The organism is Acetatifactor muris (assembly GCF_024623325.1).
GTDB classification, from domain to species: domain Bacteria; phylum Bacillota; class Clostridia; order Lachnospirales; family Lachnospiraceae; genus Acetatifactor; species Acetatifactor muris.
Window position 1 is genome coordinate 19578 of record NZ_JANJZD010000023.1, and the last position, 24712, is coordinate 44289.

General features: G+C 46.0%; 19 protein-coding genes. 11 read left to right on the forward strand and 8 right to left on the reverse strand.

All coding sequences use genetic code 11. The features are described from left to right. Positions 1-13 precede the first annotated feature (13 nt). Positions 14-3070, forward strand: coding sequence for a type III restriction-modification system endonuclease (locus tag NSB25_RS19435; protein WP_103241143.1), 3057 nt, complete (start codon positions 14-16; stop codon positions 3068-3070). 117 nt (positions 3071-3187) lie between these two features. On the opposite strand, the gene NSB25_RS19440 is transcribed toward NSB25_RS19435, so the two are convergent. The 7 genes from NSB25_RS19440 to NSB25_RS19470 form a co-directional block, all read right to left on the reverse strand. Further along, positions 3188-4348 carry an amidohydrolase gene (locus tag NSB25_RS19440; RefSeq protein ID WP_103241142.1) on the reverse strand — a complete coding sequence of 387 codons (1161 nt, stop codon included), beginning with the start codon at positions 4346-4348 and terminating at the stop codon, positions 3188-3190. 60 nt (positions 4349-4408) lie between these two features. After that, positions 4409-7093 (reverse strand): DegV family protein, encoded by a 2685-nt coding sequence (locus NSB25_RS19445; RefSeq protein WP_103241141.1) that lies wholly within the window; start codon positions 7091-7093, stop codon positions 4409-4411. Between the two features lie 49 nt (positions 7094-7142). Next, on the reverse strand, positions 7143-9704 hold the full coding sequence (locus NSB25_RS19450) for a hybrid sensor histidine kinase/response regulator (protein ID WP_103241140.1): 2562 nt from the start codon (positions 9702-9704) through the stop codon (positions 7143-7145). Then, positions 9704-10063 (reverse strand): response regulator, encoded by a 360-nt coding sequence (locus NSB25_RS19455; RefSeq protein WP_103241139.1) that lies wholly within the window; start codon positions 10061-10063, stop codon positions 9704-9706. The genes NSB25_RS19450 and NSB25_RS19455 overlap by 1 nt, the downstream gene beginning before the upstream one ends. A gap of 162 nt (positions 10064-10225) precedes the next feature. Then, entirely contained in the window at positions 10226-11002 is a 777-nt protein-coding gene (locus tag NSB25_RS19460; protein WP_103241138.1) for an ABC transporter permease, read from the reverse strand. Position 11003: 1 nt separating this feature from the next. Next, entirely contained in the window at positions 11004-11831 is an 828-nt protein-coding gene (locus NSB25_RS19465) for an ABC transporter permease (RefSeq protein WP_242982542.1), read from the reverse strand. Next, a complete protein-coding gene (locus tag NSB25_RS19470) occupies positions 11828-12802 on the reverse strand; it encodes an ABC transporter ATP-binding protein (protein WP_103241137.1) in 975 nt (324 codons plus the stop codon). The genes NSB25_RS19465 and NSB25_RS19470 overlap by 4 nt, the downstream gene beginning before the upstream one ends. Before the next feature lie 285 nt (positions 12803-13087). Between NSB25_RS19470 and NSB25_RS19475 the strand changes: the two genes are divergently transcribed. Beyond that, positions 13088-14281, forward strand: coding sequence for a glycoside hydrolase family 5 protein (locus NSB25_RS19475; RefSeq protein WP_242982541.1), 1194 nt, complete (start codon positions 13088-13090; stop codon positions 14279-14281). Positions 14282-14342: 61 nt separating this feature from the next. Here NSB25_RS19475 and NSB25_RS19480 read toward each other — a convergent pair whose 3' ends face one another. Further along, entirely contained in the window at positions 14343-15632 is a 1290-nt protein-coding gene (locus tag NSB25_RS19480; protein WP_103241135.1) for an RNA polymerase sigma factor, read from the reverse strand. A gap of 309 nt (positions 15633-15941) precedes the next feature. Between NSB25_RS19480 and NSB25_RS19485 the strand changes: the two genes are divergently transcribed. The 9 genes from NSB25_RS19485 to NSB25_RS19525 all read left to right on the forward strand — a co-directional run bounded on the left by NSB25_RS19485 (position 15942) and on the right by NSB25_RS19525 (position 24614). Beyond that, positions 15942-17279, forward strand: a complete 1338-nt coding sequence (locus NSB25_RS19485; RefSeq protein WP_103241134.1) for an ATP-binding protein — start codon at positions 15942-15944, stop codon at positions 17277-17279. A gap of 191 nt (positions 17280-17470) precedes the next feature. Beyond that, positions 17471-17839, forward strand: coding sequence for a hypothetical protein (locus NSB25_RS19490; protein ID WP_103241133.1), 369 nt, complete (start codon positions 17471-17473; stop codon positions 17837-17839). Between the two features lie 411 nt (positions 17840-18250). Further along, positions 18251-19060, forward strand: coding sequence for a phosphate ABC transporter substrate-binding protein (locus tag NSB25_RS19495; protein ID WP_103241131.1), 810 nt, complete (start codon positions 18251-18253; stop codon positions 19058-19060). Positions 19061-19098: 38 nt separating this feature from the next. Continuing rightward, complete coding sequence (gene pstC / locus NSB25_RS19500; RefSeq protein ID WP_103241130.1) at positions 19099-19968, forward strand: phosphate ABC transporter permease subunit PstC; 870 nt, start codon at positions 19099-19101, stop codon at positions 19966-19968. Between the two features lie 6 nt (positions 19969-19974). Further along, positions 19975-20838 carry a phosphate ABC transporter permease PstA gene (pstA, locus tag NSB25_RS19505; protein WP_016230360.1) on the forward strand — a complete coding sequence of 288 codons (864 nt, stop codon included), beginning with the start codon at positions 19975-19977 and terminating at the stop codon, positions 20836-20838. After that, the gene (gene pstB / locus NSB25_RS19510) at positions 20835-21614 is read left to right on the forward strand and encodes a phosphate ABC transporter ATP-binding protein PstB (protein ID WP_103241129.1); all 780 of its coding nucleotides are present in this window, start codon (positions 20835-20837) and stop codon (positions 21612-21614) included. Before pstA ends, pstB begins: the two co-directional genes overlap by 4 nt. Further along, a complete protein-coding gene (gene phoU / locus NSB25_RS19515; protein WP_016230361.1) occupies positions 21614-22258 on the forward strand; it encodes a phosphate signaling complex protein PhoU in 645 nt (214 codons plus the stop codon). The genes pstB and phoU overlap by 1 nt, the downstream gene beginning before the upstream one ends. A gap of 2 nt (positions 22259-22260) precedes the next feature. Next, a complete protein-coding gene (locus NSB25_RS19520) occupies positions 22261-22938 on the forward strand; it encodes a winged helix-turn-helix domain-containing protein (RefSeq protein ID WP_016230362.1) in 678 nt (225 codons plus the stop codon). Next, positions 22935-24614: a sensor histidine kinase gene (locus tag NSB25_RS19525; protein WP_103241128.1), complete on the forward strand. Its 1680-nt coding sequence runs from the start codon at positions 22935-22937 to the stop codon at positions 24612-24614. Before NSB25_RS19520 ends, NSB25_RS19525 begins: the two co-directional genes overlap by 4 nt. Positions 24615-24712 lie beyond the last annotated feature (98 nt).

The following is a 24712-nucleotide window of genomic DNA, read 5'->3' on the forward strand; positions in this document are numbered from 1 at the left end:
AGGCGAAGACAGGATGAAATTGCAGTTCAAGCATCAGAAGTTCCAGGCGGATGCGGCGAAAGCCGTAGTGGACGTCTTCGCCGGGCAGCCATTTCTGACCTCTTTTTATACTATGGAAAAAAGAGAAGGATATGTCCAGCACTCCATCAATGAGGAGGAAGAGTCGATTGGATGGAGGAATCAGCCCCTTGTGCCGGAATTGACCGACGGTGTGATTCTGGAGCATATTCATAAGATTCAGAGGGTCAACCAGATTGCATTTTCACCGAAACTGGAGGGACGATATAATCTGACTATTGAGATGGAAACCGGTGTGGGTAAAACATATACCTACATTAAAACCATGTATGAGCTGAACAGACATTACGGCTGGAGTAAATTTATCGTGGTGGTTCCCAGCGTGGCTATCCGGGAAGGGGTGTATCAGTCCTTTCAGGTAACGCAGGAACATTTTGCGGAGGAATATAATCAGAAAATCCGTTTCTTCATTTATAATTCCGCGCGGCTGACAGAGCTGGACCGCTTTGCTTCGGACAGCGCCATCAATGTGATGATTATTAACGCCCAGGCGTTTAATGCCAGAGGAAAGGACGCCAGGCGCATCTATATGAAGCAGGATACGTTTCGGTCCCGGAGACCCATTGACCGGATCGCCCGGACCAATCCCATTCTGATTATCGACGAACCTCAGTCTGTAGAGGGGAAGCAGACAAAAGAACGACTGAAAGAATTCAATCCGCTGTTCACTCTGCGATATTCCGCCACCCATAAGGCGGACAGCATCTATAATATGGTATATCGGCTGGATGCCATGGAAGCCTATAATAAAAAGCTGGTGAAAAAAATTGCGGTGAAGGGCATTACGGAATCGGGAACCAGCGCCACGGAGAGCTATGTCTATCTGGAAGGAATTAACCTTTCCCGGAAGGACCCTACAGCCACTCTTCAGTTTGACTGCCGCGGAGCGTCCGGCCTGCGCAAGATCTCCAGAAATGTGAATGTGGGATACAGCCTGTATGAGAATTCCGGTCACATGGAAGAATATAAGGATGGATTTGTGGTCAGCGCCATTGACGGAAGAGATGATTCCGTGGAATTTTTAAATGGAATCAGGCTGTATGCCGGGGATGTAATCGGCAGGGTCAGCGAGGCGCAGATTCGCCGTATTCAGATTCGTGAGACCATATTGTCGCATATAGAGAGAGAACGGCAGATGTTCCACAAAGGCATTAAAGTGCTGTCCCTCTTTTTTATTGATGAAGTCGCGCACTACAGGCAGTATAACGAGGCAGGGAATCCTTCCAACGGAATGTTTGCAGATATGTTTGAGGAGGAATACAGGGATATTACAGAGAACCTGCAGCTGGAGCTGGGGGATGAGGACTATCTGGAGTATCTGTCTGCGATTCGTCCGGAGGATACGCATGCCGGTTATTTCTCGGTGGATAAGAAGGGAAAGCTGACAGACAGCAGACTTGGCGACAGGAAAGAACGCACTTCCGATGACACGGATGCCTATGATTTAATTATGAAGAACAAGGAGCTGCTTCTGGAAAGGAATCCGAAGGTTTCTCCTGTCCGCTTTATTTTTTCTCATTCTGCACTTCGGGAAGGCTGGGATAATCCCAATGTATTCCAAATCTGTACTCTGAAGCAGAGCAGCAGTGAGGTCCGCAAGCGCCAGGAGGTAGGGCGGGGGCTTCGGCTGTGCGTCAATCAGGACGGAGAGCGTATGGACGTGGGAATGCTGGGAGACGAGGTTCATAACGTGAACGTGCTGACTGTCATTGCCAGCGAGAGCTATGACAGCTTTGCAAAAGGCCTGCAGTCCGAACTTGCAGAGGCAGTGAGAGACCGTCCCAGAGTAGTGAACGCAGAGCTTTTCAAGGGAAAAGTGATTCGGGATGTGGGAGGCAATGAACAGGTGATAGATGCCGAGACCGCGCAGGCCATTTATTTTGACCTGGTGGTCAATGGTTATGTGAATAAAAAGGGCGGACTGACTGACCAGTATTATGAAGCGAAAGCCAACGGAGCGGTGCAGGTTGCGGAGGAGGTGGCCGACAGCGCGGCGGCAATTCTTAAAATTCTGGATGCTGTCTATGACGAGAAACAGATGGCTCCGGAGGACGCGCGCAAAGGCAATGTAGTATTAAAGCTGGATGAGAGAAAAATTCAGCTTCCTGAATTCAGGGAGCTGTGGGAGAAAATCAGCGCAAGGTCCGTCTATCGGGTGGACTTTGATACGGATGAGCTGATTCGTCAGTCCATTTTCACGTTGAACGGCAGACTGCGGGTTCCGAAATTATTTTTCCGGGTGGAAGCCGGGGAAATGAAGGAAATCAGATCGAAAGAAGAACTGAAGGAAGGCGCTTCCTTTGAGAAAAAGAAGTCTTCTACTTACGGCACGAAGGACCAGTTAAGGATAAATAACAGTGTAAAGTATGATCTGGTGGGGAAGCTTGTGGAAGAAACAGATCTGACACGGAAGGCAGTGATCGCCATTCTTACCGGGATAGAGAAAAAGGTCTTCGACCAGTTTAAAGAGAATCCGGAAGAATTCCTGATCAGGGCGGCGGCTCTGATTAATGAGGAGAAGGCGGCCGCTGTTATCAGGCACATTACGTACAGGAAGCTGGATAAGAGGTATGACGAGGCCATTCTCACCATGCAGGGCATGAAGGGAAGGCTGGGACTCAACGCCATGAAGGCGGAGAAACATTTGTATGATCATGTATTATACGATTCGACGAATGAACGGGATTTTGCTGCCGAGCTGGAAGCCGATGACCAGGTGCTTATGTATGTAAAGCTGCCGAAGAGATTTACCATTTCCACACCGGTGGGGCGTTACAGTCCGGACTGGGCTATTATATTTCGGCCGGGAATGGCAAAATACAGGTTTCTGGTGGCTGAGACAAAGGGGGCCGGGACGCCCATGCAGCTGAGGATGATTGAAGAAAGTAAAGTCCATTGTGCCAGGGTGCATTTTCAGGCAATCTGCGGCGACAGTGTGGCCTATGAAGTGGTAGACAGTTATCAGGCGCTGCTGGATAAAGTGATGGGGTAATGTCAGCGGCAGGAGGCGCGCTGCAATATACGCTTTCTCTGCAGGTTTACAGGGCGCCCCTGTCCAAAATGGCCCAGGCGGCAACCCTGCGGGAGGAACTGCAGAACTGCTCCGCATTTACACAGAGCAGTCAGGCGAAATGGCTTTTCCGTTTATAAATACATGTTTTACCGTCGTGGACACCTGGAAAGGACAACCGTCGGTAATAACGATATCCGCATCCTTGCCGGCTTCCAGAGAACCGACTCTGTCCGCAATGCCGGCATGTCTGGCGGGGTTGATGGTAATGGCCTGCAGCGCTGCAAAGGGATCCATTCCTGCCTGTACTGCCAGTCCTGCGCAGAGGGGCAGATACTCCTGGGGAATGACAGGGGAATCCGTGATGATGGATACCTGACAGCCTGCCGCAGCCAGCAGGCCGGGAGTGGTCCAGCTCTTGTTGCGAAGCTCGTATTTGGACGCGCTGGTCAGGGTAGGGCCCACTGCCAGAGGAACGTTTTCCTTCGCCAGCTCTTCCACAATCAGATGCCCTTCCGTCACGTGCTCAAGCGTAATCTTCAGATCAAATTCTCTCGCAATTCGAAGAGCGGTGAACAGATCTTCCGCCGCATGGGCATGAGCCTTCAGGGGAATTTCCTTTTTCAGGACAGGAATCAGAGCTTCCAGTTTGATGTCAAAGGCCGGGCGTTTGGAGATATCATCTCCTGCGTTTTCCTTTTTCTCCATGTATTCCCGGGCCTTGAACAGAATCTCACGCAGAAGGGCAGCTGTGGTCATACGGCTGGAATCTTTTTTATCTCGATAGACTCTCTTTGGATTTTCGCCGAAGGCACATTTCATGGCAACATTGTCACGCACCACCATATCATCCACCCTTTTACCTGCAGTCTTGATGGTGGTGAATGTGCCGCCCAGCACGTTGGCGCTTCCGGGCCCTACACAGACACAGGTGACACCTGCTGCTGCGGCTTTGGGAAAGGCGGCATCAAGAGGCTTTACACCATCGATACCTCTCATCTGAGGGCTGAGGATGTCGTTCATTTCATTGTAATCCATTCCTTCATAGCCGATTCCGTAACCGTCCAGGCCAATGTGGCCGTGAGCTTCCACAAAACCGGGATAGACCTGCAAACCTTCTGCGTTTACTATCTCTGCACCGTCAGGAACGGCCAGATTTTCTCCGATTGCCCTGATTTTTCCGTTTTCTGCCAGGATATCTGCCAGAAAAGCTTCCGGATGGATAGCGTCGTGAATCATTCCATTTTTTACAAATAACATAATGCTGCCTCCTTTTGTCCGCAGAACATGTGCTGTACTGCTTTTTGATATTCTATAGCCTTATTTCCCTGCGTCGGAGTAGGTAATCAAGGCATCGTTTTTCCGCATGAATAACAGACCAAAGGACCCGGGACCACAGTTGCAGGCAATGGCGGAGGATGCCTTCTGCAGGTAAACCCGTTCAAAAGGACAGTACTGGCGTACCAGTTCCTGAATATACTGCAGACTTTTATCATCCATTCCGGCGTAAGTGATGAACAGGATACGTCTGTCAATTGCCCCGGGGTGCAGAAGAACCTTTTTGATATAGCCTTTTATCACATGGTTGAAACTGCCCATCTCCATGCTGCCTACGGCCATGCGGCTCTTCCGCAGTACAATAACCGGGTGCAGAAGCAACGCATCACACATAATCTGTATCTTTCTGGATATCTGGCCCGCCCGACACATCATATGAGTGCTGTCAATAATAAATGCAGAGGAAATATAGCGCCGCAGCTTCTTCACTGTCTTAATGATTTCGTCCTTCGAAGCGTGGTGCTCCGCCATATATGCCGCATACAGCACTGACAGTCCCATACTGCTGGAAAGATGGCCTGAATCGATTACCGTAACATTTTCAAAGGATTTTGCCGCTTCCACCGCATTGTGATATCCTTCGCTGACATGCTTTGCCATGGTGATATGTATCACATTCTGGGCTTCGTTGAGCCTTCTGGCAAAAAACTTTTCGTAATCTTCCACTTCCGGAGGATGGGAATTGCCCTCGTTTCCTTCTGCTATATGGGACAGCAATTCCTCTGCCATCAGCTCTGAATTATCCAGAAAACGTCCCTGCTCCGTACAGATATAATAAGGACATATCTTAATGCCGAACTCCTTTCTCAGGGATTCGGGAAGGTCACATACACTGTCTGTGGTGACCATCAGGGATATTCTCTTAGCCTGCTCAAAAATCAGGACATCTTTTCCGATTTCAGACTGACTGGCCACTTCGCTGAGATGCACAAGTTCTTTGGGCAGGATACTCAGCACAGCAGCTTCCAGCAGTGCACCACTGATAGGTTTTGCCAGGTAACCGCTGAAGCCTTCTTTTCGGTAAAGCTGCTGATTGTCACTTCCTGCATTGGCAGTCAGCGCGATTACGGGAACATCCTGACACAGGCCTCCGGGCTGGGCGTGGAGGGCATGAAGACATTCAATTCCGTCCATTTCAGGCATCAGATGATCCATCAGAATACAGTCATAATGCTGATACTGCGTCAGTTTCAGGCACTCGGCAGCACTGGAAGCCGTATCAATATGTATTTTGGTATCTGAAAGCAGCTTGCTGACTACCAACAGGTTCATCTCATTGTCATCCACTACCAGCAGATGAGCATCCGGTGCCTCAAACGTGCGCTGATACTGCGCTCCCTCATGGACTTTTGTGCGGGAGGTCAGAGTGAAGGTTCCCAGCTCTTTTTCGTTCATGATATCCTGTTCCAGTGTCACCAGGAAGGTGGAGCCGTTCATATATACGCTGTTGACACTGATTTCACCGTTCATCAGCTCTACCAGCTGTTTGACAATACTCAACCCCAGCCCGGTGCCTTCGATATGACGATTTTTTTTCTCGTCCACCCGCTTAAAGGCGTCGAAGATATAAGGAATATTTTCCTTTTTTACGCCCAATCCGGTATCCTCTACAGAATACCAGACCCGCACCCTGTTCACCCCTACGCGTTCACAGCGCACGGAGAGGGTGACAGAGCCCTCCTTGGTGTATTTTACCGCATTATTCAGCAGGTTAACCAGTACCTGCTTGATACGTACTTCGTCTCCACAGAGCATGCTGGGCATGGAAGGATCTACCTGCAGCCGGAATTCCAAACCTTTTTCCCTGGCCTTAATCCAGATCATGTTCACAATTTCTGAAAAAAGTTCTCCTGTCTCATAGGATGTGTTGACAATTTCCATTTTACCGGATTTGATTTTGGACAAATCCAGAATATCATTGATAAGAGTCAGCAGCATTTTACTGGCGCCCTGAATATTCCTTGCATTTTCGGCGATATCATCGGAAATGTCTCCACGCAGGATCATTTCATTCAGTCCGATAATGGTATTGATAGGGGTACGGATCTCATGGCTCATGCTGGAGAAAAAGTGATTTTCCGCCTGATTCAGTTCTTCAATCTCTTTCTTCTGCTGAATGGTGAGCTTATTCTCCACTTCATAGAGATGGTTCTGAAACAGGAGCAGCACGCTGGTCAGGACACCGGCCAGAATCACGGAACGTACGGAATCAAAATAGGCCTGGGCCGTGGTAGTGGGTATGAGTAGTTCCGGATAATGATAGGCGATATAATAGCAGATCAATGTCTCCGCGATACAGAGCAGGAAGAACAGAGGTTTACGCCTTCCCTCCAACGTAACGCTGATATAAATGAAACAGAGAACAAACCATTCCGGTACGCCTCCGTAAATGCCGCCCCCAGTGAAAAAAACCACCGGAAACAGCACAAGCAGGAGAATTACGGTGGCTGTGGCTCCTGCATTGATGGCTTCTTTCTGAATACTGATTTTGGCCACTATGTACATATAGATAAGGCTTCCTGCCAACAGAAACAGGTTTCCTGTATATCTGCCCAGAATCAGTATGAATATCAAAGCCACCATACTGATACCGGTAACCAGGCGAAACATACGTTCCCGTAAACTGACTTTATGATCAAAGATAATTTCCAACCATTTTTTAATCACGCTGACCTCCATATTGCCGATTTGCGGCAGCCCAAATCATAATAACTGTCTATATACCGGAAATACTTTCACAGATTTCCCGGTACATTTGCAACAACAGCGGGTGATTTTCCTGAATGTATGCGACATTTTCTTCCTTACCTGCCTGTTCCAGGGCTTTGGCCTGTTTGGAGAGCTCTTCAGCACCAATAGTCAGTGAAGTACTCTTCAGTGCATGGACCTTGATGGCATAATCCTTCCAGTTGGCAGAGTCATAGAGAGCAATCAGCTCTGAACGCTTCTCTGCTTCCTGGTCATGGAACATCTGCAGCATTTCCAGGTAAAATTCTTCTTCTCCGCTGCAGTAATCCAGTCCCAGCCCCACGTTAATACCGGCCCGTACAAGCGAACCATAAGACCGGGAAGATTTCTCCGTCTCTGTGTTAGAATCTTCAGGAACTGGATCGTCACGGTGGCGTATATCTTCGGCTTCGGAGACCTTTTCTTCTATCGCACTGACAGTATTGCCTTCTTCCGGATTCTCTGACAGCGGCTCTGTGTCTGAAGTACCTGTGTCATATACCATACAGTGCTCCGGCAGAACCCGGCGCAGAACCCTTTCCAGAACAGAGCGTTCAATGGGTTTGGGAATAAATTCCGTAAAGCCTTCGCTTCGAAACATTTCTCTGGCACCGCTGATGGTATTTGCCGTCAGAGCAATCACAGGCAGATCCTTGTACATGCCGTTATTCATTTCCCGGATACGCCGCAGTGTTTCCACCCCGTCAAAGCCGGGCATCATATGATCCAGAAAGATTACATCATATGAAGTTTCAGCACACCGCTCTACAGCCGCTTTTCCGCTGAGACATGTGTCCACCTGAATGCCGTAGCTTCCAAGGACACCTTTGGCCACCAGAAGATTCATTTCTTCATCATCCACCGCCAATACTCTGACATTTGTACAGGTAAAAGGTCTGTGCCCTGCAGCACGGGCTTCTTCGAAACAGGTATCCTCTTCTGTAACACCAAGCAGATTTACGATAGAGAGAACAAAGAAAGGCTTACGCAGCACTTTCAGACGGCTGTCTTCATCCAGAGTGAAGGATTTCTCAGCAATCACTGCAACGGGTATTGTCTTCGCCATTTCCTCATAATAAGGAGGGTTGGCCATATACTCTGTCTGGGCAATGAAGATGTGAGTCAGCTTATGATCTCGCTGCAGCTTCAATAATCCCTCAAAGTTATGGGCCTGATAGCCTTCAATACCCAGCCCCTCCACTATGTGCAGGATCATATCATCATAATATTTTCTGACCTCATCACGACTGTACCTCTCCGGCTTGAAAAAGCATGCAATGCACAGCTTGGAAGCTTCCGGCACTATAATGCAGGGAGTTTCATCCTCCACACCCTGGGGAATTGTGATATGTACCTGCAGTCCCTGCTGCGATTCGCTTTCAAAATGGACAAAACCGCCCATGGCGTGAAGCAGGCCTCTGGCAATGGGAATTCCCAGGCCGAGTCCGCCCACATATCGACGACTTCCGGAGTCCGCCTGATAGAAATCGTCAATCATCCGGTCAAGCTGTTCAGACTTCATGCCGATGCCGGTATCTTTGATATCGATGGTCAGATTGACTCCGTAGTTTTCCCGCCGGAAGCCGACCCGGACATCTATACCGCCTTCTTCGGTAAACTTAAGAGAATTCTCCAGGAGAATGTTCAGCACATGAGAGATTTTTTCCGCATCTCCTATTAGAGTGGTCGGTATTCGCGGATCCATATCAAATATCAGCTCCAGGTGGTGGCTGCTGTTCTGCAGTGCCGTTGTGGTAATTACATCATTGAGCACTGAAGTAATCTTGTAAGCTTCCTTCGCTGCGGACAGAGTGTTCTCCACGATTTCCGTATAGTCAAGAATATTGTTGATCTGGCTTGACAGACGCTTGCCGGCCAGTTTTATGGACTGTATATTTTCCCGAACTTCGGAAGAAATGTCCTTTCCCAGCGTCACTTCACTGATTCCGATTACCATATTGACCGGAGTCCGCAGTTCATGGGATACATTTGACAGAAAATCGGCATTCTGCTGCACGGCTATCGCCAGCTGCTCCTGCATGGAAGCATATTTTTCATACTCCTTGCGTCTTCTGTTGATTCGATACCTTCCCACTGTCACTGCACCTGCTACTGCTGCCACACCCATCAGCAGCCGCAGCACGGACTGCTCTGTCAGGCTGGTGTTGATATTATCCAATACCAGGGCATGATACAGCAGAAGTGACGCATACAGAGCGGCTGCCATATACAGCAGCCGCTTTCGATTCAGCAGGGACAAAAGCAGGAGCACCACGCAGGCAACCAGAGGAATGTCGTATAGTGTAGTATGGTGTACTCCGAAGAAAAAGAATTCAATTAAAAGTAATCCTGTGCAGATATTTTCATAGAGCAGATCTGAACCGATTCTTCCGATATGAAGCCACCACACTGCCAGACAGCTGATGATAATCAGAGGAATCATCCACAGCTCCCACATCATGCTCAGAGTAATCAGACTCAGTATTACGCTCAATATACTGAGGGTGGAGGCCATCAGTATATGCATGCTTGTCTGTGCTTCCGTTCTCATTATTGATCAAGCTCCTTTTCAACACGATCCAGTAAAGCATTAGGCATAAAGGGCTTCTTCAGATAATTCACTGCCCCCAGCCTGATGGCATTCATCACGTCATCCTCATCTCCGGACGCGGTCAGAAAAATTACCGGAGTTTCAATATTTTTGTCCTTCATGTGTTCAAAAGTCTCAATACCGCTCATCCCCGGCATTGCAATGTCCAGGAGGATCAGATCAAATTTTTCCTTTTCAAGCTTATAAAGAGCAGCTTCTCCTGATTCCACAGACACTACTTCATAATGCTTCACCAGAATCAGTGCGGTTCTTCTCAAATTCATTGCGTCATCATCCACTATCAAGATACGTTTCTGCATAGGCGTCTCCTTCTCAATTCTTATGATTTCCGAAAACAATCCACTCTCTATTTTAAATCAGTATGCCTCTAAAGTCAACAGTTCTGATGCCGGGATTTCATGTATAAATGACTATTTATGGAACAGTTCAGACAGTCAAAACATACAGGCAGTTCAAACAGTTTACGATCCTGCGGATTTATAATTCCGCAGTCCAACCCGATACAGCAGGCCGGCCGGCAGCAGAAAGAGCAATGAAAGCAGAGGTGACACTATATATAGAAAGCTGTCTCCCTGATCCAGCAGATACAGCAGCGGATAATACTGCACCAGTGCCAGAGGGACCACAAAGGTGAGAAACTTCAGGATAGGTTCTCCATACACGGAAAAGGGATATCTTCCGAACTGACGCATTCCATAGGTAAAAATGTTCAGAAATTCCAGAGAACCTATGGTAAAGAAGGCAACAGCGGCAATCATCAGAAAAATGCAGAAGAATATGACACTTCCGCAGATTACCATCATGATGAAAACCGTCACTTTCGCCGGAGTCCACCGGATTCCGCTGGCCGGAACCGCTATGCACAGGACAATAATGGCCTGGACGAGAAGGCCCAGTCTGGTGAAATCCATGTTGGGTACAATAAGCTGCAGGAGAATGCTTCTGGGCCTTACCAGGATACGGTCCAGTTCGCCGCTTTTCAGCAGACCGGGGAATACTGCCAGCCCGCCCCCAATCATTTCGCCGATGGAAAAGGACAACATAATCACAGAAAAGCACAAAAGTACCTGGCCATAGGTAAAATCGTCTACCCCGTTGATTCTGTCAAAGATAAATTTGATACCGAAAAAAGAGGTAAAGGCAGTGAGAAACTGCCCCAGTGTTGTCAGAAAGAAAGAGACTTTGTACTGCATCTGACTTTTCAGCTCCATTACAAAATAATTCCAGTATAATCGCATATCAGCCTCCGTTTATAATCACTTTTTTTGTGGCCTGGGCCATGGCAGCTCTGCCGGTCAGAACCAGTATGGCCAGCCAGAAGAGCTGAAAGCAGATTCCCCTTACCGCATCGCTTCCCATCATCCGGCCGCAGAAAATCTGCAGAGGCATATTCTGCATGGCGGCAAAGGGAAGCCACTGCACAATCCGCAGCACCGGCTCAGGGAAAAAGGGCAGCGGTATGATTCCTCCTGAGAAGAAGATGGAGGTAAGACGCACCATCATTTGAATGCCGCGCTGAGAGACCAGGTAAAAAAGGGACACATACATCAGCATGGCAAAAGCCACCGTGACGCCAAAGGCAGTCATTGCAGACAGTGTAAAGAGGATCCATTGTGTGGGAGATGTGGGAAGCGTCAGTCCGTAAGGCTTTGGCAGGAGCATTCCCAGAAGCAGAACCGGCAGACAGTTTACCAGGGCGAAGGAAAGTCGATTGGAAGCTGACTGGCAAAACCACCATCCATAAAGCCCTGCGGGTCTTGCCAGGTCACAGGCCACGGCACCCGAGCGTATGGACGAGTAAATCTCCCCATCTGCAAATACCACTGTAAAAAGCACGATAAAGGACTGATGAGCCCACACATAGGAAACTGTCTGGGACAGTTCCATGGGAAAAGCTGTGAGATTTGTGCGGTACAGAGCCAGATATCCCAGAACTTCCATGAGGCTCCAGAAAAAGCCTTTTATGATGACGCCCAATACCACAGCCCGGTACTGGAGATTGAAATTGAAACGAATACGAAAAAGGGAGAAATACATTTTACAGTTTGTATTCATATTTATTTTCACAGGTTATACTCCTTATACAGTTTTGCCGCCATTTCTTCCGTGGTGACATCTGAGACAGACACATCCAGCAGATCTGTATTCTGCGCGAAATATGTGATTGCCTCGGATACCGGAATTTCGGAAGGGTCAAAGCTCAGGACAAGTCTTCCGTCGTCGGACTGCAGCGGCATCATGCCTTCTATCGGTGTGGGAAGTGGTCCGCGATATTCAATTGTCATGGTTTTGCGGGAGGCGATATGCTTCTTCAGGCCGGCGAGGGTTCCGTCTACCAGAACCTTTCCCTTACCGATCAACAGCACTCTCTGTGTCAGCGCTTCGATGTCCTGCATATCATGAGTGGTCAGCAGGATGGTGGTACCCCTTTCCACATTCAGACGCCGGATAAATTTCCGCACGGCAATTTTGGAGACGGCATCCAGCCCAATGGTAGGTTCATCCAGAAAGAGCACTTTGGGATCGTGGAGCAGGGAGGCCACTATTTCACAGCGCATTCGCTGGCCCAGGCTCAGGTTTCGGACCGGAGTCTGCAGGATGTCTCCCAGATCCAGAAGTTCTGTCAAATCATTGACGTTTTTCCGGTAGCGGTCCTCCTTTACCTTGTAAATGTCACGTATCAGCTCGAAGCTGTCCGCCACAGGGACATCCCACCAGAGCTGACTTCGCTGACCGAATACCACGCCGATGTCCCGCACATGGGCAATCCTTTCTCTGTAGGGAACCCTGCCGTTGATCACACAGGTTCCGCTGTCCGGAGTAAGTACTCCGCACATAATTTTGATTGTGGTACTTTTTCCCGCGCCGTTGGGACCGATATATCCCACCATCTCTCTGTCACGGATGGTAAAGCTCACATCTGTCAGGGCAGGGATCAAAGTGTATTCTCTGGAAAAAAGGGATTTCAATGCATTTCCCATACCCGCCGGCCTTCTGGCCACACGGTATGTTTTACTTATTCCTGAGAGTTCTATCATTGCGTCGCACCTCCTGCATTCTGGTAGTCGGCCTGTGACAGCCGCAACAATATAGTAACATTTTTCAGAAAAAAGAGTAGACTTGTATTTTTGTTTGTGGTAACATATACAATTAGGACCGCCAAAAATAATTTACGTTTTTGCGTCCTTATTTTTTTGAAATAAAATATAAAAACCGAGAAGGAGTGGACTGAAACAAAGATGTGGAAATCAGTCAGTAAGTACATTGCATTTTCTATATTGTTAACAGGAATACTCTGCATTTCCGGCTGTGGGAATTCCGCTGTGGAAGCAGAATCGGAAATAAGCATAATTGAAGCAGAAATTACAGAAAAAGCAACAGATGTGGCGGAAGACAATCCGAGTGAAATTACCGCCGGGGAAAACCGGTTAGAAGAATCGATGGAAGAAAGTGCTTCGAAAAGTGAAAACAAAGAGGAACATTCTATGGGAGAAGCTTCGAAGGGGTATATGGATGTGCCTTCCGGTGATGAGGAAGGTTCGCAGGGAAGAGAGCAGACTGTAGGCCAGCTGTCAGTGGAGGGGACAAAGCTGGTGGATGCCGCCGGCAATCCCGTACAGCTGCGGGGAATCAGCACCCATGGTCTGGCCTGGTATCCGTCGTATGTGAACGAGGCCTGTTTCCGACAGCTGAAAGAAGAGTGGGGAGCCAATGTGATAAGGCTGGCCATGTACACTGCGGAGAATGGAGGGTATTGTACAGACGGAGACAGAGAGGAGCTAAAGGCTCTGATCAAAGGGGGAGTGGAGTATGCTGCAAATAATGACATGTATGTTATTGTTGACTGGCATGTTTTATCAGACGGGAATCCCAATCAATATCTTGAGGAATCACTGGCATTTTTCGGAGAAATGTCGGAAGCATATGCAGGATATACCAATGTGCTCTATGAGATCTGTAATGAGCCCAACGGGAACGTTTCCTGGGGGGAGATAAAGAGCTATGCGGAGCAGGTGATTGAAGTGATTCGGGGAAATGACAAAGAGGGCGTCATTCTGGTGGGAACGCCAAACTGGTCTCAGTATGTGGACCAGGCAGCTGCAGATCCCATTCAGGGGTATGACAATATTATGTATACTCTGCATTTCTATGCGGCCACACATACAGATTCCCTGCGGGATACCATGGTGAAGGCTGTGGAATCCGGTCTTCCCGTTTTTGTGTCGGAATATGGCATCTGCGATGCCTCCGGCAATGGTGCCATCAATGCGGAGCAGGCAGACAGGTGGATTGAGGTCATGGATTCCCATAATATAAGCTATGTTGCCTGGAATCTGTCGAATAAGGCGGAGACCTCGGCAATTCTCAAGAGCAACTGTGAGAAAACAGAGAGTTTTTCAGTGGAAGATTTAAGCGATTCCGGCAAATGGCTGTATGGGATGCTGAGGGAGCGGCGCGATGCGGCCTCTGTGGGGGAGAATTCGAGAAGCTGGTCTGACAGTGGTCAGGTAAAGTAACGGACACGGTTGTCTCAGGTCTTCCGTGTCCGTTTCATTATCTCCGATAGTCCATGGTATCTCAGAGAATATAATCCGTAATACAGTCATACCACTGAACATATGTGATACCGTTTACGGTGAGCTGTTCATTTTCCGGAAGCTGTTCGCTCCATTTCTTCTTATAGCGGTCGAAGGCCCAGTCATCGCGGTTAAAGCGGCGCCAGAGAATGGTTCTTCCGTTGGTATCCAGGTACTGTTCCGATACCACGCCGCAGTTATAGGTCTCGATATCCATGACACAGACAGTGTCGTAATGCTTTCCTCCGATTGTCACGGTATATCTTCCCACAATGTCCAGCAGAAATTCTTTGCCAGCACTTGTGACAATGGTGCCTGTTCTCCGGATATCACCCTTCGGAGACAGATTTATCTCATTTCCACAGTTGTCCTCGCCGAAGCCCCAGTTAGGCATGAACTCATCGCCGTCCAGAAATGTGATATAATTTCTGACATCACCGTCATTTCGGAGCGTTGCCAGATATCGGCAATGGGTATCGGTAAGCTGAGCCACAAAGGTACGTTGGATTACGTCGCTTTTGTCTGAATAAGAAGCTTCCCTTGCTGTGAGTTCTATACCTTCGATACCATGTACCTTTGCCTTTCCGGTGACTTTCATATCATATACATGGCTGCACTTGCGGGAGGGAATGTCGTACATTCCCCAGGAAAGCTTTTCTCCCGGTCTCGGGACAAGAAACCATCCCATGAGTTCCTCCCATTTTACGGAAAACGGGGGTTTGCTGCTTTCCGTTATCGTATATTCCGGAATAAATTCAGGTAATTTCTTCATCGTACATTCTCCTTTCGTCCCATTTCCGGGATACATATTACCAGTGGGATACGGATACTGGTTTTTGAAGTTCTGCTTTGCCGTGTGAAGCCTGCTTTTTACAGTTCCCACAGGGATATTCAGCTTTTTGGCAATTTCTGTCTGGGGCATTTCCTTCCAGAAATACAGGTAAAGAATCTGTTTGTCCTTATCCCCCAGCAAATCCAGTGTTTCCTGTACATAACTTCTCTCAGAAAGTCCCTGCCTGCTGTCGGAGAGTATTGTCTCCGTCAGTTCATCCACGGGAATTTCAAGCTGAGCCGCTTTTCTTCGGAAATAATCATTGCATTTGTTCCTGGCAATGACCAGAAGCCAGGCTTTGAAGGAAGCCTTGTTTTTCAGCTGAGGAAATTTCTGATAGGCTGACAGGTATATTTCCTGGAGTACGTCATCCGCGTCCTCTCTGGAAGGCAGACGATACCGTACAAATCGTTCCAGGGATACTCGCTCGGTCTGCAGCATTTGCTCAAAATCATCCATATCATCACCTCCAGTCTGTCTGAAATAAAACCGGTTTCATTTATATAGACGGGCGGATGACACAAAAGGTTCATTCCGGTAAAATAAAATATTTCCTGCAATTTTAATTGTAGTATTTATTTCTATTGGCTATAATAAAATCTGCATAATAGAAATTGTGAAGCAGCCTCTGTTATAGTAATATGATTATATGGTTCGCGAAGCGGTTCCTATAATAGACCAGGAAAGATAAGAATGTCAATGGAAATGTTGATGACTATATGGAGAAGGAAGTAAATATCATATCCATTTGAACGAAGGAGGCTTGTAATGGGAGAGAGTCAGAATATAGAGTGGAAGGAATCCTGGCGAGATGAATATTTGAGGTGGATCTGTGGATTTGCCAATGCTCAGGGTGGGAAAATATATATTGGGACGAAAGATGATGGTACTGTAATCGGTGTGAAAAACAGTAAGAAATTGTTGGAGGATATTCCTAACAAAGTTCAGAATAAACTTGGTATTGTTGCAGATGTAAATTTGTTGAATAAAAACGGCCTGGATTATATTGAAATAGTAGTAAATCCATGGATGTTCCCAGTAAATTACGATGGTGAGTATCATTACCGCAGCGGAAGTACAAAACAGCAGTTAAGAGGAAATGCTTTGACCAACTTTTTAATGGTAAAGACAGGTACGAAGTGGGACGCGGCAGTAGTATCTAATATTTCAGTAGCAGATTTAGACAGGGAAAGCCTTGATATTTTCAGGAGGGAAGCGTTTCGAAGCGGTCGTATGGCAAAGGAAGACTTGAACATTCCTGATGAGGAGCTTTTAGAAAAATTGTATTTGCTGGTTGATGGTAAATTGAAGCGTGCCGGCGCTTTATGCTTTTACAGGAATCCAGAGAAGATAATTGGCGGTTGTTATGTGAAAATCGGTAAATTTGAGGGAAGTGAGCTTTTATATCAGGACGAAATACATGGTTCACTTCTTATTATGGCAGATCGGGTGATTGAATTAATCTATTTGAAATATTTAAAAGCCGCTGTTTCTTATTATAAAGAGACGAGGGTGGAGACCTATCCATTTGCGCGTGATGCAATAAGGGAAGCTGTCTATAATGCTCTGATACATTGTAATTGGGCAGATAATGTACCAGTTCAGATTCGGATAGAAGATGAGGTGATGTATGTCAGTAATTGTAGTATGTTGCCTTTTGGGTGGACGGCAGAGACTCTCTTAAGTGCTCATACTTCAAAACCCTATAATCCGGATATTGCAAGAGTATTTTACAGGGCCGGATACATTGAAAGCTGGGGGCGAGGTATTCAGAAAATCTGTGATGCCTGTAAAAAATTAGGTGCGGAAGAACCAGAATATATTGTGCATGGTGAAGACATAATGGTGAAATTTAAGGCATTGAAAAGTGCAAAGGTGACTGAAAAGGTGACTGAAAAGGTGACTGAAAAGGTGACTGAAAACAGCAGAGAAGTGCTGGAAATTTTAATGGAAAATCCATATGCTACTTATGAGGAGATAGCAGGCAGACTGAATGTCAGTCGGAAAACGATTTCACAGAAAATAAAGTTGCTGAAAGAAAGTGGGAGCATTATCAGAGTGGGCTCCGCTAAAAAAGGATATTGGAAAGTAGAACAGAGACCATGATAGGAATTAGGATGTGTTGATTTATTGTGGAAGCGAAAAACATCAAAGGGGGCGAGCAGCCCCCCTTTTTTGGTGAAGTGAATTGTTAGTAAAGTGGGTTTTGCCAAAAACAAGTGGAAGAAAAGCTGGTGTGCAGGTGGTTCTTATAAAATGAATATGGTAAAATTTTATAAGAAACGAGGTAAGGCTATATGGAAAAGAAAATTTATATCACAGAGGAAGAACGGACAAAGTGTCAAAAGGTGGTAGATGCGTTTGCAGAGCTGTATGAGATGGAGAATATCGTAGTGCTTGATGTAGGCAGGTATGGCTTTGTAATGCTAAAATATTATAATCTGCCACATGGTTTTGAAGATGCCATAACTTTTACAGACAGTGTGGAACTATTTGAAGATTTGTGGGAAGAATGGCTGAATACAAAACTGTATTTACTGGCAAAAGGCACACCGTTGCTGGAGAAGGGCTATAAAGGTGTGTTTGAGGGTTTGCCGGAAGAAAAACAGTCGGAACTTATCATGAGGAAAGCTGCTTTTGCAAAAGCGGCAGAGATATATCTATAATGTTGTTTTTGTGAGGAAAATGGAACGGTAGTTGGCGAATAATCAAAGGTTAGAAAGGCTCTGTGAGATGCAGAGCTTTTCTTATTTGTGTTTTATGAAAAAGTGGAATGAATGAGTGGGATTTCGCCGTAATCGGCATTGTGGAAATGTCGTATAACTGGCTATCTTATGGAGTTGTGGGTAACTCTGTTTGCAGGATGTGGGAAAGCTGCACTTTGCTTTTCCATGTCCTGTGAATAGAGTTATCCATGACGGAATAGTCAGTTATGCACATTTCCATGATGCAGTTTTTATGGTAAGTCTGTTCATTTTACAAAAATTTGACATAAGTTATGTTTTTGATTTTACAAGCAGTATTTATGATAAAAAGCGTAGAAGAAAATATCACAAAGAAAAAAGGAGAAAATTATTATGAAAAAAATTGTTACTTTTGTTGCCACTTTATCACTTGCACTCGTAGCTATGACCGGATGCGGGAAGGCGGACAGCAAAACAGTATCCACGGATGGCTCAACCTCTATGGAAAAAGTAATCGGTGCTTTGGGCGAAGCTTTTGAGGAAAACAATTCCGGTGTAACCTTTACATATAACCCTACCGGTTCCGGCTCCGGAATTACGGCTGTGGCAGAAGGACGCTGCGATATTGGTCTTTCCAGCCGTAACTTAAAGGAAGAAGAAAAAGCGCAGGGATTGACTGAAACGGTGCTTGCGCTTGACGGGATTGCTGTCATTGTAAATCCGGATAATCCGGTAAATGACCTTGACCTTGAAACGATTAGCAGGATTTATAGAGGGGAAATAACAAACTGGCAGGATATAGGCGGCAATAATCTGGAAATTGTCCTGATTGGACGTGAAGCCGGGAGCGGTACAAGAGATGGCTTTGAATCCATTACGGACACGGAGGATGCCTGCAAATACCGTCAGGAGCTTACATCTACCGGGGATGTGATTACAACGGTGGCAGGCAATCCGGCGGCAATCGGATATGCTTCCCTTGCATCTGTAAAGGATACGGTAAAAGCCCTTTCTGTCGGCGGTATTGTACCTGCGGAGGAAACGGTAAAAGATGGTAGCTATGTGGTGCAGCGTCCGTTTGTGTTAGTGACAAAGAGCGGCGCAGAGCTTTCGGCAACTGCACAGAAATTCTTTGATTATATTACTTCATCTGAAGCAGGCGAGATTATCTCATCTGCGGGTGCAGTACCAGTAAATAAATAATCCGGCGGATTATGAAAGGTTTTGGAAGGTGAAGTCAAATGAACAAAAAACAGTTCATGGAGAATGCCATACATGGCATATTCCTGATACTTGGTCTGATTACAGTTGGCTGTGTACTCCTGATTACCGTTTACCTTGTCATATCAGGGATTCCGGCTATCCGAAAAATAGGAGTTTTGAATTTCCTTTTCGGGAAGAAATGGGCTTCTACAGCAGCACAGCCGCAATATGGGATTTTTCCGTTTATCCTTACCAGTATTTATGGTACGGCTGGCGCAATCGTACTTGGAGTGCCAATTGGCTTTATGACAGCAGTTTATCTTGCTAAGATTGCGCCGTTAAAAATAAAAACCGTTATTGAAACAGCGGTAAGTTTATTGGCTGGCATTCCGTCGGTAGTTTATGGGCTTGTGGGAATGATGGTGCTTGTGCCAGGGATACGGATTGTTTTCCATATCCCCGATGGAGCCAGCCTGTTTGCTGCTATCATTGTACTTGCAATTATGATATTACCCTCAATCATTAAAGTGTCGCTTACGGCATTAGAAGCTGTTCCAAAGGAATATGAGGATGCTTCCCTTGCGCTTGGTTCGACACCGATTGAAACATACTTCCGTGTATCCGTTCCGGCGGCAAAAAGCGGCATTGCGGCGGCTGTTGTGTTAGGCGTTGGCAGGGCTATCGGCGAGGCTATGGCTATTATGATGGTGGCGGGGAACGCCCCCAATATGCCGAAAATTTTTCAGAGCGTCCGTTTCCTTACAACCGCTGTGGCAAGTGAAATGTCTTATGCGTCTGACGGAAGTTTACAGAAACAGGCATTATTTTCGATTGCGCTGGTTTTATTCCTCTTTATCATGCTGATAAATGCCGTATTAAATTTCTTTTTGAAACAAAGCAAGGAGTAAATATAGATGGAAAAACAATCAATTTCCCTTAGAAGGAAAACATATATTACAGCCATGCGTGTGTTGATGGGGATTTCCGTATGCATTACTTGTGCATTGGTATTATTTTTGATTGGTTATGTATTGTGGAAAGGGCTGCCGAATGTATCTTGGGAGCTGCTTACTACGAAACCGAGTTATCTGTCTGACCGGATCGGGATACTGCCGGATATTCTTAACACAGTCTATATTGTTGCGGCAACTTTGGTATTTGTTCTCCCGCTTGGAGTTGGTGCGGCGATTTATCTTACAGAATATGCCAAAAATAAGAAACTGGTAGAAATGATTGAGTATGCAGCCGAAACCTTATCAGGGATTCCGTCTATTATTTATGGACTTGTAGGTATGCTGTTTTTCTGTCAGTTTTTTGGTATGAAAACTTCCCTCTTAGCGGGGGCATTTACGTTGGTAATCATGAATCTGCCTACGATTATGCGCACAACGCAGGAAAGCCTGAAAACAGTACCGCAAAGTTACCGTGAAGGTGCTTTTGGGCTGGGAGCTGGAAAGTGGCGTGTGATTTATACCGTTGTGCTTCCAGGTTGTATTGATGGAGTCATAACAGGCTGTATATTGTCAGTGGGGCGAATTTTGGGAGAATCAGCGGCACTTCTTTTTACGGCTGGTTTTGCCCATGCCCTGAACGGGATTCTTGAAGGGCTTGGCAGTGCAGGGGCAACATTGACGGTCGCATTATATGTCTATGCAAAAGAAAACGGGGAATTTGGTATAGCCTTTGCAATTGCCGCTATCCTGATGATTTTGACCATGTTCATCAATCTGTCGGCTACACTGGCGAGCAGATATTTCCAAAAAAGGAGAAATGTATGAATAATATAATGAATCATGACAAAAGTCCTGCCATGGTGGTAAAAGACCTGTGCCTGTGGTATAGCAGTACACAGGCTTTGAAAGATGTAAATATTGAGATTGAAGGACAGAGCATTACGGCACTGATTGGCCCCTCCGGGTGTGGGAAGTCTACTTTCCTTAAATCGTTAAACCGAATGAATGACCTTATCGCTGGTGTACGGATTACAGGAGAAGTGTATTATAGGGGCGATAATATTTTTGATGCAGATGTCGATGTCAATGAGCTTCGCCGCAGTATTGGCATGGTTTTTCAAAAGCCGAATCCTTTTCCTATGAGCATCTACGACAATATTGCTTACGGGCCGAGGACACACGGAGTGAAAAATAAGGCAAAATTGGACGATATAATAGAACGCTCTCTGCGTGGGGCGGCAATCTGGGATGAAGTAAAGGACAGGCTGAAAAAATCGGCATTAGGACTGTCAGGCGGTCAGCAGCAGCGGCTCTGCATTGCCCGTGCATTAGCGGTGGAGCCGGATGTGCTTCTGATGGATGAGCCTACAAGCGCACTTGACCCTATTTCCACATCTAAAATAGAGGAACTTGCAATGGAACTTAAAGAAAAGTATACTATTATCATCGTAACGCACAATATGCAGCAGGCTGTGCGGATTTCCGATAATACGGCTTTCTTTCTCCTTGGCAATTTAATTGAGTATGGAAATACGGAAAAGATGTTTGAGCAACCAAAGGACAAGCGGACGGAGGATTATATTACGGGGAGGTTTGGATAATGAGAAGTCGTTTTGATGAACAGCTTGCTATGCTGAATAAAGAGCTTACCCAAATGGGGGCAATGTGTGAGGAAGCGATTGCCGCTGCTTCAAAAGCATTAACTATGGGCGACATAAAGCTGGCAGACAAGGTTTTATCCCTTGATGGAGAGATTAACCGGATGGAGCGCACAATCGAAACACTGTGTTTGAAACTGCTGTTACAGCAACAGCCGGTAGCAAGGGATTTACGGCAAATATCTGCAGCCCTTAAAATGATTACTGATATGGAGCGTATTGGAACACAGGCGGCGGATATTGCGGAAATTATCACGTTTCTTGACGGAAGGACTGGAGGGGAATGTGAACAGATCCGGTTTATGGCAGATGCGGCGAGCCAGATGGTTACAGAAAGCATTGACGCTTTTGTAAAACAGGATGTAGTATTGGCTGGTGCGGCGATTGACCGTGATGATGTGGTTGACGATTTGTTTTTACAGGTCAAGTCATCTCTGATTAAGCTGATAGCAGAAAAACCGACAGACGGAGGATATGCGCTGGATTTACTGATGATTGCCAAATATTTTGAGCGTATCGGGGATCATGCGGTAAATATTGCAGAGTGGGTGGCTTTTTCCGTGACAGGAGAACATAAAGGAGCATGATTATGAAAGTATGGTGTGTGGAAGATGATGACAGTATCCGGGATATTGAGGTATATACGCTTAATTCCACTGATTTTGAAGCAAAAGGATTTTTGGATGCAATAGCCTTTCGTGACGCTTTATCTATGGAAAAGCCGGATTTGATAATTCTTGATATTATGCTGCCCGGAGAGGATGGCGTGGAACTGCTGAAATTTTTAAAAGACAGCCCTGACACTTGCAGGATTCCCGTCATCATGGCAACTGCAAAAGGCATGGAGTATGATAAAATCCAGAGCCTTGATTTAGGTGCGGATGATTATCTTGTAAAGCCTTTTGGGATGATGGAGATGGTTTCCCGTGTGAAAGCGGTACTCCGCCGGTGCAATCCTACAGAGGTAGAACATCTTTTGAAAGCCGGGGGGCTTGTTGTCAATCTGGACGAACATACAGTTTCCATTGATAATGAAAGAATACAGCTTACCTTAAAAGAATTTGAACTTCTCCGGCTGTTCCTTTCCCGTCCGGGCATCGCATTTTCCCGTGACCAGCTTTTTAATGACATATGGGGAGCTGATTATGTCAGTGAAACGAGAACGGTTGATATGCATATCCGTACTCTGCGTGTAAAACTGGGGGATTATGGGAAAATGATTGAAACAGTGCGTGGTGTTGGTTATAGGTTAGAGGTGCAGGCATGACAAAGAAAATTTTTAAATCAATTATGGTTGTAGCGGGGGCTGTCCTGATTGCAAGCCTTGTTATCATCATGGGATGTCTTTACAGTTATTTCAGTAATGTTCAGGGAAAACAGTTGGAGGATGAACTGTCTTTAGCTGCCATAGCCGTTGAAAAGGATGGACGGAACTATCTGGAGGAATTACAGTCAAGGGAGTACCGTCTGACATGGGTTGCTGAAAATGGAGATGTTATATATGATACACAGTCTGACGGGGAAAGTATGGAAAACCATGCGGACAGGGAAGAAATTCAAGAAGCCCTGCGGAATAAAGAGGGAAAAAGCTCACGTTATTCCACGACTCTTTTAGAAAAAACACTTTACTGTGCAAGGCGGCTTAATGATGGTTCAGTATTAAGGATTTCTGTCAGCAGCGTTACGATATGGGTGCTTGTTTTGGGGATGATACAGCCGATTTTAATTGTAGTTGTTGTAACACTCATTTTATCAGGAGTATTAGCAAGCCGTATTTCTAAACATATCATGGAGCCGTTAAACAGACTTGATTTAGAAAAACCGCTGGAAAACGATACTTATGAGGAGCTGGCTCCCCTATTAAACCGTATCAATAAACAGCATAAGCAGATTGATATGCAGTTGTCGGAACTCCAAAGGAAAAATGATGAATTTGCACAGATTACATATGGCATGACGGAAGGGCTTGTCCTTTTGAATGAGAAAAATATAATTCTGAACATTAATCCTGCCGCGCTGAAGCTGTTTCATACGAAATGTTCCAGCATAGGTAAAGATTTTCTGACAGTAGAGAGAAGCCATAATGTGAGCCACGCCATACAGGACGCATTTTCAAGTGGACACAGCGAAATCCGCATAGAACGTGAGGGAAAAGAGTATCAGATCCATGTCAACCGCATTGAATCTAACGGTATTGTAATTGGGGCGGTTGTTCTTGCCTTTGATATAACAGAAGCAGCTTTCGCAGAAAGGAACAGACGGGAGTTTACTGCCAACGTATCACATGAATTGAAAACTCCGCTTCAATCCATAATGGGGAGTGCGGAGTTAATGGAGAACGGTCTTGTAAAATCGGAGGATATGACACGCTTTGTAGGGCATATCCGCACAGAGGCAGGGCGGCTTGTAACATTAATTGATGATATTATCCGTTTATCCCAATTAGACGAGGGATGCGATATGCCGTTTGAAAATGTTGATTTATATGAGGTCGCATCTGAGGTGATGGCAGGACTGGCAGATATAGCAGCGGCAAAAGATATTGAAGTGGCTTTAACAGGAAAAAAGGTTTATATTAAAAGTGTCCGGCGGCTCTTAACAGAAATTATTTTTAACCTCTGTGATAATGCTATCAAGTATAATAAGAACGGCGGTACGGTAGAAGTAGCTATAAGCAGTCAGGAAAATAGTGCCTCGATTACTGTGAAGGATTCGGGAATCGGCATACCGCCGGAACATCAGGCAAGAATCTTTGAACGATTTTACCGTGTAGACAAGAGCCGCTCTAAGGAATCAGGCGGAACGGGATTAGGACTATCTATTGTAAAACATGCTGTACAATACTTGAATGGCAAGATTGAACTGCAAAGCAGCCTGGGGCAAGGAACGGTTATACAGATTATTTTTCAGCAAGATAAAAGTGATATGGTGCAGTTTTCCTAAAGAACCTGTATTTTACATAAATTATACAAAACATAACTTTTATATTTTACAAAGCATTCATAAAATTATCTTTATAAATATTCAAAGCAAACGCTGAC